The 15,934-nt window shown below is 52.3% G+C and carries 5 protein-coding genes; 1 reads left to right on the top strand and 4 read right to left on the bottom strand.

Annotated elements, in window-relative coordinates:
• Window positions 1-46: 46 nt before the first annotated feature.
• Window positions 47-4,276, bottom strand: coding sequence for a YhdP family protein (locus ACO0LH_RS27790; protein ID WP_422944404.1), 4,230 nt, complete (start codon window positions 4,274-4,276; stop codon window positions 47-49).
• A gap of 336 nt (window positions 4,277-4,612) precedes the next feature.
• Between ACO0LH_RS27790 and glnE the strand changes: the two genes are divergently transcribed.
• Entirely contained in the window at window positions 4,613-7,393 is a 2,781-nt protein-coding gene (glnE, locus tag ACO0LH_RS27785; protein ID WP_422944403.1) for a bifunctional [glutamate--ammonia ligase]-adenylyl-L-tyrosine phosphorylase/[glutamate--ammonia-ligase] adenylyltransferase, read from the top strand.
• A gap of 65 nt (window positions 7,394-7,458) precedes the next feature.
• On the opposite strand, the gene ACO0LH_RS27780 is transcribed toward glnE, so the two are convergent.
• The 3 genes from ACO0LH_RS27780 to ACO0LH_RS27770 all read right to left on the bottom strand — a co-directional run.
• The gene (locus ACO0LH_RS27780; protein ID WP_422944402.1) at window positions 7,459-8,598 is read right to left on the bottom strand and encodes an OmpA family protein; all 1,140 of its coding nucleotides are present in this window, start codon (window positions 8,596-8,598) and stop codon (window positions 7,459-7,461) included.
• A gap of 106 nt (window positions 8,599-8,704) precedes the next feature.
• Window positions 8,705-11,473 carry a beta strand repeat-containing protein gene (locus ACO0LH_RS27775; RefSeq protein ID WP_422944401.1) on the bottom strand — a complete coding sequence of 923 codons (2,769 nt, stop codon included), beginning with the start codon at window positions 11,471-11,473 and terminating at the stop codon, window positions 8,705-8,707.
• 610 nt (window positions 11,474-12,083) lie between these two features.
• Window positions 12,084-15,934, bottom strand: a 3,851-nt coding sequence (locus ACO0LH_RS27770; protein WP_422944400.1) for a DUF4214 domain-containing protein, incomplete at its 5' end; no start/stop codon positions are given.

Raw genomic sequence — 15,934 nt, 5'->3', positions numbered from 1 at the left:
TATTTATCTTCGATATTTCTCAAATTCTTGCCCAAGTATCTGCCGCTTAATTTTTGACCGCCTTGATATTATTTTGCTGCGCGTCCTTGCCTTCGCGTCTATCAAGCTTGGTCACAGTTGGCTCTTTCCAAGAACCGCTTACCTCATATTCAAACGTAAACGCTTTCGTCAGAGGCTCACGCAAAAATAACTGAGCAAGAAAGGTGCCCAGTCCTATCACGGGGTTCACCGCCAGGCCATACACGACCGATGCAGTACCAATATTCACTACAGGTATCACTGTCACATGCAGATTTTGTGATTCACGCACAATATCAGCACTGCCCTGCAACAGTACGGTGGCGTTAACACCCAGCATTTTGAGGTTATCGGTCTTGGCGACACCTTCTTGAATCTGGGCGATACCCGCAATTGAATCGAAAGCAAAGCCCTCTGAAAATACATCCCTGAAATCAAGCGTCAAGCGTCGCGGCAAAGATTGCATGCTCAGCACGCCAAGCAATTTGGCCGCACCAGGGTCAACCTTCAAAAATTGCCCACTGGAAAGCACGAGCTTGATCTGACCGTTCATGCTAGGCATGTCCATCGCAAATGGCAGGCCATTCCAATGTACCTCCCCTTCCAGCTTGCCGCGCCCACCACGCAATACGTCGGCAAAACCCAGCCGCTCCAGCAGCTTGCCGGCATTGACCACATCCAGCACATAATTAAGCTGGGTGCGGCCATTGCCCTGCTGACTGGCCCATTTACCGTTGCCACTGAATTCGGCATCGGCATTCTTGAGCATGATTTTACTGATCTGCCATTCCCGACCACCCGTACCCGCCTGCGTGCCTACTTGATTGGTGGCCTGCAATTCAAGATATCCGAGTTTTTTATTGAACAGCTCAAAATTCTCGGCCACGATATCCAGCGCAGGGATTTGTGTCGTGGTGCTTTTCCCTTCCAGCAGTTCGCTGACATCAGCAGCAGCTGATTGCGGAATGATCAGGTTGCTCAGACGGGCAGTGACACTGCCCAGCCCCTGGCCTGCCGTACCTTCGTTCCATGTCAGGTAACCGGCTGCCTGGTTACTGTGTATGTTCGCCTGCCAAACGTTTTTTTGATGTGAAACGCCGACCACGACGTTTTCCAGTTGTTTGCCCATGATGTGTAATTCGGGCGTTCTGGCCGCCATGGAAGTGGGTTCCAGATAGGCTTTCAAATCAATGTCGGCCACATCTTTATCTGCTGGGGCAGCACCAACCAACGACGGGCTGGCTGGATTGCCAGCACCGACTGGGCCGCTACTCAAGCGTCGCCACTCATCAATATTCAGGGATTTAAGCTCAATATTGGCGGCAAGGCCGCTGTCAGGTTCCGGTGCCTGCGCATTCACGCCGATACCACCACGCAGGACCTGCCAGGCAGAATTGCCGTTCTTCTGACGGAAGTATCTGGCATTGATCGAACTACCCAAGGCTACGTGAATTTCATCGCGCCAGATCTGCGGATCAGATGACAATTGCGGCAACATCTCGAAGCGCAAGGGCATCATCTCGCTACTATTCTTCTTCAAGGGAGCAGGGAAATTCAATGCAAGCCCAAACAGATTTGAATCAATGATGATTTCCGGCTGACGCTTTTTGACGTTGATACTGGCGACATAACGTGTGCCGCCAGTGATACGATCGGCCAGACGTTCGACCATGCCCGCCGGCATGGCTTTACGCAGGCCATCTGCACTGACATTGCCTTCCAGTTTTACTTTAACGCTATTGTCCTTTTGTGAGCCGCCACTGATTTGTACCCCGCCACCGAGCAGGCTTCCCTTAAGCATCCCAAGATTGACACCGGTTTCATTGAATTCCAGTTTTCCGTTCACCCCCGACACCAGTGGAATACCTGGTTGCAACACCACATCATTATTGGCAAACTGCAATACGCCCTGCACTTTTGATTCAATCAAATGCTGTAAAGGCAGCTGCAATTTCAGTGACAAGCTGGCTGGTGCACTGGTCCTGGTTTCTTTCAGAAAATGCCCCAGCCAGCCACTGACAGGGCTGGCTGCTACATAGCCCAGCATATTCTGCAAGCTACCACTCACCATGCCATCAATACCCAGCACGGCATTGTGATGTAATAAATCAGGGATAATGGCTTTCACCCTTTTCAGGTCTACCCCCTGGGTTTTCGCCGTATCACCATTGATTTCCATGCGGGCACGGTCAAATATGAAGTTGCCCTTGATATCGTCTATTACTGGCCAGAGCGGCCTACCTTCTTCATTCAAAGCGCCGGCTGTAAAATCCAGTTTGGCACCTGTCAGGTTGCCCTTGACCAGAAATTCACCTTTATGCGCGCGCTTGCCATCATTCACAGCGAATGGGAAATGTGCAAGATCACCCTTGAGACGCAAACTGACATCATCGGCCTTGCCTTCAAGAATGGAATTGAGCAGCCAGTGGCGCAGATGTTCTTCCGCTGCGGCAGGAATATAACGGTCAAGTTGCTTCAAGTCGAAACCGGAAATACTGGCGGTAATATCGACCTCACCCGGCTGCGCATCAGCCCCATGTCGCATTGACATGACATGCTTGCCACTTAAACTTGCATGCATACCGTCTTGCTGCGCTTCCATCTTGTTGATCTGAAAGACCAGCTTGTCTTGCGCCACAAACTGCCATTGGGCCTGCATCAGCAAATGTGAAAAAGGCATCAGTGGATCAACGAAATAACTGGATAAACGCAAGGACAGATCCTTTGAATCGAGCGCAAAACTCCCGCCTTTATCACTGGCGTCAATACTGCCAGACAGGTTTTCAAACCCCGGGATGGCAGGCACCGCTGCTTTCGCCGGCAATTGTGCAGTTTTGGCTCTGGCAAGCTGTGCCGGCTGTGCCTGCATGGACAAATTGATGAATTGCCCCTGGATGCTGTAAGAAGACACGTCGGGATAACTACCTTGCCACTTGGCCGAAAACTCCTTCAACTGCCCTTTCGGGGCAAAATCAACCAGCATCTGACGCTGATCTGCGGGTAAAGGCAAATGTTCGGCGAAATTTGCCAGTGTCTGCAAATCCAGTGTTCTGGCATACAACTCAACTTTTTCAGCCTGCCCTTTTTCACCCGGCGTAAAACTCTCTTTGATGGTGGTGGTGGGCAATTGCACACCTTCACGTGTACGCATGGAAAAATCGATCAAAGAAACGCTGTGGCCAGCATGGCCAAAAACACTAGGCAAATATTTTTGCGCAATTGCCTGCGTCTGTGCCTTGGCCTGGGTTTCATTGGCGATCAGGCGTCCACTGACCAAAGCCATGTCCAGTTCTGGTAAATCCGCGCGAAATTTACCCTGTACGTCTGCCAGACTGATATCTGCAGTCAGGTCGGCAACCCGCCCTTTATCCATACGCAACCATGCACGAACCGAACCATATCCCTTTTTAAGATCGGCCGGAAAATCAATATACGCCTTGAGAACAGCCAGATCCGCGCGATGCAAATCGGTATACAGCTCTCCCGTCCATAAGGAGAAATCAGAAATCTTTTTAGCAAAAACCGGATGCTGAAAATCACCACGTATATCAAGCGGTGCAGCCAGATTGTCGGGGGGGGTAGCCTTCAAGGCAAAGAGATGATGGCGCCATTGATTGCGTAAAATGAAATCAACGTCTGGCAAGGTCAATTCAGCAGCATGGCGTAATTGGTCTGTCCAGCGTACAGAACCATTGCGTATGACGATTTCACGCTGGGCAAACAGCCAGTCCAGACCCTCGCCTTTGCCTTCGGCGGCAGGATCGATAAAAAAACCACCCACGAAAAACTTGCCATCCCCATCTCTTCGGATATCAAGAGCGGGTTTGTCGATAACCACTCTTTCGAAGCGCAGATCAGCCACCGCCAGCGTCCACCAGGACAAAGTTGCAGAGACTTCTGGCAAGACCAGCGTTTGCACCCCACTTTTGTCATACAGAACGACATTGCCAAGCACCAGTTGTGGATTCAGGCCTTGCCACGAGGCGTGCAGATTTGCAATTTGCAACTTGCGCCCGATGGAGTCACCAACGATATGCTCGATATCCGACTTATATCTATCAATATTCGGTAAAACCGCGTAGCGCAACACCAGCACCAGTGAGCAAAACAAAAAATATAAAACCAGCAGCGACTTAAGTGTAAAACGCAAGCCTTTGGCGCAAGAATGCCAGGTGAAATGGCAAGCTCGCCAGAAATATCCGCGGCGTTTGCCTGCGTGTTCTGTGTTAGCAATGTTTACTTGATCTGCTTGTGTCATTGCTAAAATTCAATTTATTTATATGTAAAACTTACGTAAAAACTCTCAGGCAAGTGCCTATCAGACAGGTTTTGCGTAAGCCCTATTTAATCATGTTGTACTTAAAAGCAAACGGTCCGCTACAAATAGCTACAAATTTATCTGGGGCAACACAGATCAAGCGCTATTCTTGTATAAAACCAAAGCTGGCACAGTTTGACTTAAAAAATACTCCAATGGAGTATAAATTTAATTTACATCCTTTGCACATGCTTAATCCTTCGCCCGGCACCGTGCGCAGTTCAGATCGCTTAAAATCAATGACATCTGTCGCCTTAAATTTCCCTACTGCCCATTATGACCGCAAGTACAGCAACTAATGCAAGCACTGCAACGAATGCAATTACCGCAACTAATACGATCGATGCCGAAATTCTCCAGGCCTCACGTTTTTTAAACAATTGGCTACAGGCAGATATCAGCCGAAAAGCACTTTTACAGCAAGTGTCAGAATTATCCTTGAGCACGGATGATTTTGCGCAGTTTTTACAAAAAGAAATAATCGCAGGTGCATCCCTTAACAAGGCGATGCGCCGACTTCGCAGCCTGGTCGTCTGCAGCCTCATCAAGCGCGACCTGTGTGGTCAGGCAGACCTGAATGAAGTCGTCACCACCATCAGCTTGTTTGCCGACTTCGTGGTGCAGCAGCATTTGCAAGCCTTGAATGCAGAGATGCAAGCCATGCATGGCATTCCTACCGGTGAAGAAAGCGGTGCAGAGCAGACCATGATCGTACTTGGCATGGGCAAGCTGGGGGGGTATGAGCTCAATGTTTCTTCAGATATCGACTTAATCTTTTGCTATGCAGAAGACGGCGAAACCCAGACACAGCAAGGCTCGCAGCGTAGTTTGTCGAATCATGAATATTTCAGCCGTCTTGGCAAGAAACTCATTGCAGCCATTTCAGAAATCACGGAAGACGGTTACAGCTTCCGGGTCGATATGGCACTGCGTCCAAATGGCGCTTCCGGCCCACTGGTCGCTAGTTTTAACATGATAGAAGAATATTTTCTGATACAAGGGCGCGAATGGGAACGCTATGCCTGGGTCAAGGCACGTGCGATGACCGGGCAGGCGAAAGATATTTCAACGCTGGAAAAGATTATCCGCCCGTTTGTGTATCGCCGTTATCTGGATTATGGTGCAATCGATTCATTGCGTTCCATGCATGCGCAGATCAGGGCTGAAGTGGTAAGGCAGGAGAGCAAGCACCCGGAGCGCAGCAATAATGTCAAGCTGGGACGTGGCGGCATACGTGAAGTTGAATTTTTGGCACAGGTTTTTCAGTTGATACGCGGTGGACGTGATGTTGCCCTGCGTGACCGTTCCACCCGCCAGACCCTGCTGGCGCTGGCAGAAAAGGGCATACTGGACGGTGCCATCGTGCAACGCCTGCTGACTTCGTACACGTTCCTGCGTAATCTTGAACACCGCCTGCAATATCTCGACGATGCCCAGACGCATACCTTTCCGGCACGCGATGAAGAGCAGCAAAAAATTGCACAAATGATGGAATGCGCTTCAGTCGCTCAATTGCTGGAAGAATTACGCCCGCATCGGGAATTCATCGCTGAACAGTTTGACGCCATTTTCAGGGATAAGGCAGAAAACAACAGCGACACCGAACAAGGTATGCTGGCCGTCAGCCTTTCCAGCCCGGATAGTGAAGAACTGATCGCAGCCCATCTGGCCGGGCTGGAATTTTCCTCAGCAAATGCGCAGGCGATTACGCAACGACTGCTGGCGACCTGGCAATCGCCGAAAATTCAATCGCTATCAGAAGCCAGTCGTCTAAAACTGGTGGCACTGGTCAATAATGCCCTGGGCATTATTGCCCGGCAGAGTAACCAGCCCTTGCTGGCATGGAATCGCCTGCTCGATTTCATGGAGGCCATTGCCCGCCGTGCGGCCTACCTGGCATTGCTGACCGAATACCCACATGCGCTGGCACGTGTCATACGCATGATGGAAGCCAGTGACTGGGCTGCAAAATTTTTGACACGCCACCCTATTCTGCTTGATGAGTTGCTGGACGAATCATCTTTGCATGAAAGACCGGACTGGGCAGACTTTCGCATAGACCTGCAACATCACCTGGATCAGCATCAGGGTGATACCGAAAGGCAGATGGAAACCCTGCGCGAAATGCATCATGCCATGCAATTCCGCTTGCTGGCTCAAGATCTGGAAGGCCAGCTCAGCGTTGAACATCTGGCCGATGAATTGTCGCAACTGGCTGATATCCTGGTCGCCGCCGTCTTGCAATCAGCCTGGCAAACTATCGCCACCAGACATCGGCAACAACCACGTTTTGCTGTTATTGCGTATGGCAAGCAAGGTGGCAAAGAACTGGGTTATGCATCGGACCTTGACGTGATTTTTTTGTATGAAGATGATGACCAGGACGCACCAGCCAATTACGCCAAACTGGCGCAGCGCTTTATTACCTGGATGACCTGCCACACCCCGGCAGGTATTCTGTTTGACATCGATATCGCCTTGCGTCCTGACGGTGCCAGTGGCCTGCTGGTGTCATCAGTGTCATCGTTTGCACGCTATCAGGAAAAATCTGCCTGGCTGTGGGAGCACCAGGCACTGACGCGCGCGCGCTTTTGTGCTGGCGACATGGCAATAGGCCAGCAATTTGAACAAATACGCGAACAGGTCCTACGCCAGGAAAGAGATAATGAAAAACTGTGTACCGAAGTCATCAGCATGCGCAAAAAAATGCACGATGCCCATGTTAACCGCAGTGAACTGTTTGATTTAAAACACGATGCGGGTGGCATGATAGATATTGAATTCATCGTGCAGTATCTGGTGCTGAAAAATGCCGCGCAATACCCGGAATTAACGGCCAACAAGGGCAATATCGCCTTGTTAAAACGCTGCGGTGAGCTAGGTCTGGTCGACGCACAACTGGCCAATCAAACTTCTGATGCTTATCGCCTGTTTCGCAAACTCCAGCATAATATCCGTTTGCAAGGTGAAGACCGTGCCAGGGTCAATATTGAACGAGTTCATACAGAGGCCAGTGCAGCCAGGGCCTTGTGGGATAGCTTATTTGCAAAGCACTAGATATTTGCAATTACAAAAATGTCGCCTGATCCAGAGACCAGACGACATTTTTTTCAATCTGTAGATTAACGACGCGAGCCTACCACCTCGACAGTAACCCGACGATTTTTTGACCGGCCTTCACTGGTTTTGTTATCCGCAATTGGCTGCGTTTCGCCCTTGCCTTCGGTATAAACGCGCGAAGCATCGACGCCTTTGGAAATTAGATACGCTTTCACTGCTTCAGCACGACGCAAGGACAATTTCTGATTGTAAGCGTCAGTGCCGATAGAGTCAGTATGACCAACCGTGATCATGACTTCGGTGTTCATGCCTTGCAGCTTGTTCAATAAATCATCAAGTGAATGTCTACCCTCAGGTTTGACCACCGATTTATCAAAATCAAAAAGCGCTTCTGCATTAAAGGTCACTTTTTCAGATACCGGCTGCGGCCTTGGTGGCGCTGGCTGTGCTACCTGCATAACCGGGGCCGGTGGCGGTGTTTCAGCCATGGGCACAGGCGCTGAGTATGTTACAGGTGCGGCATACGCAGGTTTGCCCAGTTTGTAGACCAGACTGAGGGAATAAAAATCAACGTCACCGCGATTATGTACCGCGTCATTGACGCGATATCTTTCGACTTCGCCACGCATTGCCAGGGCTTCGGTAAATTTATATTCGAGGCCCACACCGATTTTTGGATTCAATTTTTTCTCACTAGGATTGGCCTCTGTCAACGCGAACAAGCGGTTGCCCGAAAAATGGGCATCCGCTCTCGCATAGTTTGCACCTATACGTCCCAACAAAGAAAATCGTTCAGACAGAGGTAACTGTGCCAGCAAATCCAGATTAAAACCGCGAAAACCCACTTGAGCGTTAACGCTTCCAGCTGGGGTTGTAGTGGCATTAAATCCATACTTGCCCAGATCGAAGTAACCACCTTCAATTGCAAAATATTTATTCATTTGCTTACCGAGGAACAGCTTGTACGCTGTATCACGTTCGTTGGAAGTGAAATTCACACTGCTGGCACCACTGTCCATCAAACTGCGAACCAGCCTGTCCTTATCAATACTGGCATTTGCACGGCCTCCACCGGCGCCGATGTACCAGGCGCTGTCCGCCCAGTCAGGGTTAGTCCACGGTTCATCAGCCTGTGCCAGTTGACTGACAAGAAGTGCGCAAGTGAACAAGCTCAATGTTCCTATTTTTTTTGGCATTGCCATGTAATTCTCCTGGTGATTTGCCTGTAGAAAAAGCAGCTCACATCAATTTGAGGGGAGAAGAGATCACAAAGATCTCTTCTTTATATCGTTGAAAAAGAAGGATCAGTTAACGTGCAATCACATTGTTTTTGAGAGTGACTGCGCTTCCTGACAAGACGCGTCCATTTTGCAGGGTTGCAGTATCGCCCATGGTGATTGCAGCAGATTGCGTCATGATGTTCCCCTTAAACACGCTGTTTGCACCCAACGTAGTTGCACCGGTTGGTACCCAGAACAAGCTAGCCGACAACGCCCCGCCACTTAAGGTGACGCTGGAATTTGCCACCGTGTTTAAAGTAGAACTGCTGCGAAACAGATATAAACCAGGACCATTGACGGTAAACGTGCCGGTAATTGTTATTGGACCGGCATAGCAATACACCCCTGGCGTAAAGGTTTGGCCACCCAGATCAACGCCGCCGACCGAATTAAACGTGCAGGGGCGGCTATTCGCGTCAGCAATGGCGACTTGCAGGTCCGCCAATGCTGAGTTCAGAACTGCACCAGATTTATAGTTGGTGAAACCAGCAGTTTGCGGTGGGTCAACTATCTGCGATGGAGAGCCTACATCACCCGAGACCAGCGTGATTCCACCAGAATTGTTGGTGATGGAAGTACCCGCCAGAACAGCAAAGTTACTGGCACTGCCAAGGTTAATGCCAACCGGTGTTGCGGTGACGGTAAAACTGGTGGTAGCGGTCTGTGCCCCCTGGGTTGCAGAAATATTCGTGACGCCAGCCGCCAGGGCAGATGCTTGTCCCGTAGTCGAAATACTGGCAACACTGTTCACGCTTGAACCCCAGGTCACGGTGCTGCTGATATTGCTTGTACTACCGTTAGAATAGGTGCCCGTTGCAACGTACTGCTGTATTGATCCCACTGGGGCAGAGGCATTCGACGGTGCAAGTGCGATGCTGGTCAGTGTCAGGGATGGTGTGACGGTTAAAGCCGTAGTACCGGCTTTTCCTGCAAAACTCGCAGTAATCACTGCCGATCCTCCAGCTACACCATTGGCGACACCTGTACTAGAAACTGTAGCGACTGAAGTATTGGCAGAAACCCAGGCCACAGAATTGCTGATATTGAGGCTGCTGCCATCCGCAAAAGTACCGGTAGCGATCAGACCTTGCGAGCCCCCGATTGCAAAGCTGGCAGAAGCTGGTGTCACCGCAATCGAATTTAATGCAACTGCCGGCAATACATTGATTGTTGCAGAACCAGATTTTGTACCCGATATTGCCACAATTGGTGCGGTACCTGGCGTGACGCCATTAACGACACCATTCGCGTTGACAGTAGCAACCGCACTGGCACCAGAAGTCCAGGTAACGGAGTTACTGATATTCGCACTGCTGCCATCTGAATAACTCCCCGTCGCTACCAAGGCTTGAGTAGTACCGACAAGAATGCTGGCGTTAGCAGGCGTAACGGCAATCGACGTTAATGCCGCGCCAGAGGTAACAGTAAGTGTCGCCGTTGCTGATTTTGTACCTGATGTGGCGGTAATGACAGACGTACCTGCCGACACCCCAGTGGCGACACCAGTGGCCAATATCGTTGCAACCGAACTGGTAGCAGAGCTCCATGTGACAGAGTTCGTGATATTGATATTACTGCCATCAGAGTAAGTGCCCGTTGCAATAAACGCCTGGGTTGATCCATTGGCCAAAGTTGCGGTAAGCGGTGTAATCACAATCGAGTTTAAAGTAACCGCTGGTATCACATTCAGCGAAGCAGAGCCTGCTTTGCCGCCTAACGTCGCTGTGATCAGCGCCGTACCAGTCCCAACACCGTTGGCAAGACCGTTCGGCAACACAGTTGCCACCGAAGGTGTGCTGGTGGTCCAGCTAACGCCATTACTGATATTTGCCGTCGTTGCATCAGAATAGTTTGCGCTGGCAATGAATTGCTGCGTACTTCCGACCGGAAGATTTGCATTGACCGGCGTCACCGTGATGGAAAATATGATGGCCGAACTTACGTTGACCGTAGTCGTCGTGCTTACACCATTAAACGTCGCCGTTATGACAGAAGACCCGGTAGCAATGGCGGTCAACATACCATTCGTGGCAGGAAGACTGGAAATAGTCACGTTGGCCGGAGTGGCAGAAGAAAAGCTGGCGTTGGCAGTAACATTAATGCTGGTGCCATCCGAATATTTTGCAGTAGCAGTCAGTTGTTGCGTCGTGCCGATTTGCATGGTCGGTGTAGCAGGTGTCAAGACCACTGACAACAAACTTGCCGGTGTCACAGTCAAGACAGTGCTGGCAGTTTTTGTGCCAGAAACTGCGGTAATGACGGATGAACCTATTGCCACACCTGTTGCCGACCCGGTAGTGCTAATTGTGGCAAATGCAGGCGACGCCGATGTGAAGCTTGAAATCGCAGTGATGTCATTGGTCGTGCCATCAGAATACGTGCCCATCGCAGTAAATTGCTGCTTGCCGCCCACCGCTACAGAAGTATTGGCCGGAAGCAAGGTCATGGACTGCAAGGTAGCTGGGGAAACCGTCAATGTCGCGGTAGCCGTTTTGCCACCGAAGCTGGCAGAAATAATCGCACTACCGCTGATGACGCCTTTGGCGACACCGGATGTCGCATTGACAGTTGCCACAGCCGGGCTTGCTGAAGTCCAGCTTGTCGTCGCTGTGACGTCAAGCGAACCACCATCACCGTAAGTCGCTGTTGCGACAAATTGTTGCATGCCACCGCTTGCCACAGTTGCTGTTGCCGGGCTGACGGTCAAAGTCACCAGAGTAGTTGAGGGTAAGCCTAAAATCGGATCACGACCTTGATCACCACCGCCGCAACCGGCAACAAATGATGTAATTAGCATTGCAGACAGGTATGCAAGCGGCCTTAAATAACGCCGTAGGATGTTCATTTTTTTGCCTTTGTTTCAGATAAGTCCGGTGCCGAGAAATTTCGGTGTGGCCGCTTTGTAGCTATTCTTTGTATTTATTCTTTGTACTTCTTCTTATTTATTCTGGTACTTTCGTCCTGGGTATTTCCAGATCTGGAATCAGAGGCGAATAAGGAATGCAAGCTATCCGGGCATTCTCACAGACTATCCGTGTGCAGTTTCTTGCTTGGAATCTGCATCAGTTATCCCTTATCTCTTTTTTAGCAAGTCGGCATCTGTGCGATACCACACAAATAAAAAAAGAAATTATTTAAGCAACAGCGCCTGATTGATAAGCGGATCGTTGAATTAGGGGGAATTGACTTTGGAAAGGGAGATGAAACGTCGATGCCATGCTGACCAGACGCTTGATGGTTTGAAAAGCAGCAAAACCATAAAACCATAAGCCAGATCGCAGTCATGATCGCCACCTGTTAGTCAGGTGGCGCAGAAGTGCGGGCATGTGCTGGTCGCATGCCTTGAAAATTAAAAACAGCAAAACAGATAGCTGCCTACTAAGCAGGCAGCTATCGTATTGCATGCATCAAGCCATAAACCTGGCGAGATACTCAGGAGAATTAATAAACTGGCCGATGAGCGTGACCGTATCGGTGCCGGATTGTGCGAGCAACTGATTAAACGTGGCCTGATCCGGTGCATGCCCCAACAGACCGATGTAATCGAGCGTGAGCGAGACCTTGCTTTGCGAAGCGGCCTTGAACTCCGTTGATTCCGTAAAGCCCGCCAGCAAATCCCCCCGGCTCACCCCATTACTGAGCTGCCCCAGCCAGTACGCCTTGCCCGCCGCATCCGAGGCCCGGTGCAAGACATTCTGGTACACCCGGTCCACAAAGGCACCGTTATCCAGACTGCCATAAGTGGCCTGGAACTCCGTACTGGCCACAAAGGACGCACTGATCTTGGAGAGATTCATGCCTGCCTTTTCCTGCTGCATCCAGTACGCCAGCCCATCCTTGTCCGGCAAACGGTCAAAGGCCCCGAAGTACAGACGGCTCAGACTGCCTATCCCATTCTGGAATTCAGACGACGCCATGAACGATGCCGCCACCTGCGCCCTTGTCATCAGACCACTGTCAATCTGCTTTTGCCAGTACGCAATCCCCGCCGCATCCCCTTCGCGGAACAACACATCGCGGTATAACTGCATGGCAAACAAATCCGCACGGTGCAAGACATCATTGTCCTTGACCAGTGGATTGGTCCCCAGCGTGAGCTCCACCGCATCCGGTATGCCATCCCCATCCTTATCATTCGGCAAGCCCGTCACCGGTGTACTGGCGGTCTTAAAGCCCAGCGCCCCCGTCAGCACGATCTTGCCATTGGTGAGGCCATCACTGTCAAACACACTGCCATCGGTGACTTTGAAGTCCACCTTCAGCTTGCCGTTGACCGTCGTGATATTGGTCGCGATATTGACCCAGTCGCCTGTCTTGTTCTGTACCCAGTACCCATTGACCGGTGCCAGTGCATCGGTATAGAGCGACATGGTGGTTTCACTGCCCGCAGTGGCACCCTCGATCTGCACCGTCAGCAAGCCAAACGGCATGGTCAGGTCTGTTGGGGTCGTGCCGCTTGGCATGGTCAGTGTCTTGGTTTGGGCCAGTCGCTGGTTATTCCATACCGTCACATAATGCTGGTCAGGGAAATGATTATTCCATGGCAGTGACGTCACATCTTTTTGCGACTGATCCAGAATACCATCACCATTGCCATCGCCATTGCCAATACCGCTCAGGTTGGGGACCGCATTCTCTACCCGTTGCGGGATGCCATCGCCATCGGCATCCGAATCGCCCGGGTTGCTGTTGTCGGTCGTATTGATAATCGTATAGGCCTGCGCGACCGTAGGGCCACCATTACCGGCCAAATCCGCCACTCTGACCTGTAAAGTCTGGCTGCCACCCAGGATCTGGTTGGCCAGCGACCAGCTCGTCGCCCCGATGGCCGTCGTGGTGTTGATCCAGCTCGCCCCGTTGTCGAGCGAGACCTGGACTGTTTCACCAGCCAGCAGGCCCGTACTCAGGGTGCCGGTGATGGTTTGTAATGCCGCAGTGGTGATGAAATCGGTACTGCTGATGCCATCATCATTGGAGAACTTCAGGTTACCGGCGCTGGTGGTGGGGGCGGTATGGTCAACCTGGTACAACTGCCCGGTAAAGCCACCGCTCAGAGGCAGACTGGCGGTATCGACAATCCCTGTGCCACTGCCTTTCAGATTCAGGCCCAGGCTACCGTCACCGGTGAGACCGGTGATCTTGACGCTATAGGTGGACGGATCGAGTTGCGTCACGCTGCTGATGGTGCCGGCGGCAGTTCCCGTGGCAGCCAGGACAAAGGCGGCGGCATTGACACCGGTCACGGCTTCACTGAACGTCACCTTGTAATCGATGCTGCCCAGATTGGTGTTTTCAGATTGGATACGGGTAATGCCGGTAGCCGTTGGCGGGACATTGTCGCCCACTGCGATCACCAGGCTCTTGTCATACGTGGCACCAGAGGCATCGGTTGCCCTGACCAGTACGGTGTAATTGCCTGGTGTCATGCCCAGCGGGTTCTTGGCAACCAGGGTCGCACCGGAAACACTGAACTTGCCATTGTCTTTGTCATTCGTGCCATTGCCGGCCACCAGGCTAAAGCTGGCGGTGTCACCCGGGTTGGGATCAGTGGCCGTCAGCGTCCCGACGCTGCTGTTGTCGGCAGAGCCTTGCAGGATGGTGGCGGGCAAGAGGCTGATGTTGGTCGGGGCAGCATTGATGCCGGTCGCAATGACGGTCGTGGTGTTGTTCAGGACCGCTGATGCAATGCCGTCATTGGCACTGATGGTGAAGGTGGTGGTTTCTGTGCCGCCAACGGGGACACGGCCAGCACCAGGCTGGAACACCAGACCACGGATGGCCGTCTGCACGACCGCCGGACTTCCCGCGGCATGGGTATAGGTCAGCCCGCCATCGGCGGTCGAGAAGCCGGTGGCTGCCAATGAGGTCGCAGTGAAGGCGCCTTTGGCGGCCACGTCCAGGCTGATGATGATGGTTTCAGATGCACCCACATCCGGGTCAGTAATGGTGACGCCGGTGAAGGGCGAGACTGTCGTGGTTTCTGTCACGGCCTGACCAGCGACGACACCACCGATGACGGGGGCAACGTTGTTACCGGTGACGGTGATGGGGTTGCCAAACAGATCAGCGATGACGACGGCCACGTTAGCACCGGTATTCCAGTCTTCCAGCATGCCGAGGTTGTAGGTGGTGGTGTCGGTGGATGAGGTACCATCCTTGTTCATGCGCAATGCCAGGGCCGCCCTGTCGGTGGCACTCATGGTCATGGTGAAGCTGGTGTTGGACGTGATATCGACGTTGGCAGTGTCCGTCAGGGTGTAATTGAAGGCACCCTGGCCGAACAGACGGATGCGGTTGGCGGTGATGTCATTGGCGGCACCTGTCAGGCTCAGCAGGTTGGTCCCGGTGACGACCAGCACGCCGGTGGCGACGTTGTAAGTCGCTGAGGTCACGGTCGGTACTGCCACGTTGGCAACAGTGATGCCATTGCCGGTCAGGTCGGCAATGACGACCGCGGCATCGGCACCGGCATTCCAGTCTTCGGCCGCAATCAGGTTATAGGTATTGGCACTGGTGGAGCTGGTGCCATTATTGTTCATGATGAGGTTGGCACCCAGGCGGTCTGCGGCACTGAGGGTCAGGGTGAATGAGGTGGCGGAGCTGATCTCGACATTGCTGGTGGTGGTCAGGGTATAGCTGGACCCGCCTTCACCTTGCAGGCTGAATTTGTTGGCGACGATGTCGTTGGTGGCACCGGTCAGACCGGTCAGGCCGGTACCTGTCACGACCAGTACGCCAGTGACGGCATCATAGGTCGACGAAGTAATGGTCGGTACCGGGATATTGCTGACGGTAATGGCGGACGTTGTCACGGCGATATTGCCGCCGGTAATGGCGCTGTCCCAATCATCAGCGGCAGCCAGGTTGTAGGTGGTGCCGCCTGTGGATGAGGTGCCGTTTTTGTTGAACAGGGCTTCGACAGCAGTCCGGTCGGCACCGGCGAGTGTCACGGCAAAGCTGGTGGCGGAGGTGACTTCGACATTGCCGGTGGTCGAGAGGGTGCGTGTTGCAGCGCCTTCGCCTGTGATGGTCAGGGCAGTGACAGTAATGTCATTGGTCGCACCAATGGTCTTGACGAGGTTGGTGCCGGTCACGCTCAGGATGTGCGTGGTGATGTCGTAGGTGGCGGAAGTGATCGTTGGGGCAGCCACATTTGACACCGTGACGGCATTGCCGGTCAGGTCGGCACTGGAGGTGGTGGTGGCATCCCAGGAGGCAGCAGCAGCCAGGTTGAAGGTGGTGGTGTCAACCGCAGAGG

Origin of the sequence: Undibacterium sp. TJN19, assembly GCF_049339485.1 — a bacterium.
Classification (GTDB): domain Bacteria; phylum Pseudomonadota; class Gammaproteobacteria; order Burkholderiales; family Burkholderiaceae_D; genus Undibacterium.
The sequence above is the reverse complement of the archived record's forward strand: the minus strand, read 5'-3'. Positions and strand labels throughout refer to the sequence as shown.

Excerpts from the sequence above, each read along its gene's own strand:
- ACO0LH_RS27790 (WP_422944404.1), bottom strand. The coding sequence starts at position 4,276 with ATGACACAAGCAGATCAAGTAAACATTGCTAACACAGAACACGCAGGC.
- glnE (WP_422944403.1), top strand. The coding sequence starts at position 4,613 with ATGACCGCAAGTACAGCAACTAATGCAAGCACTGCAACGAATGCAATT.
- ACO0LH_RS27780 (WP_422944402.1), bottom strand. The coding sequence starts at position 8,598 with ATGGCAATGCCAAAAAAAATAGGAACATTGAGCTTGTTCACTTGCGCA.
- ACO0LH_RS27775 (WP_422944401.1), bottom strand. The coding sequence starts at position 11,473 with ATGCTAATTACATCATTTGTTGCCGGTTGCGGCGGTGGTGATCAAGGT.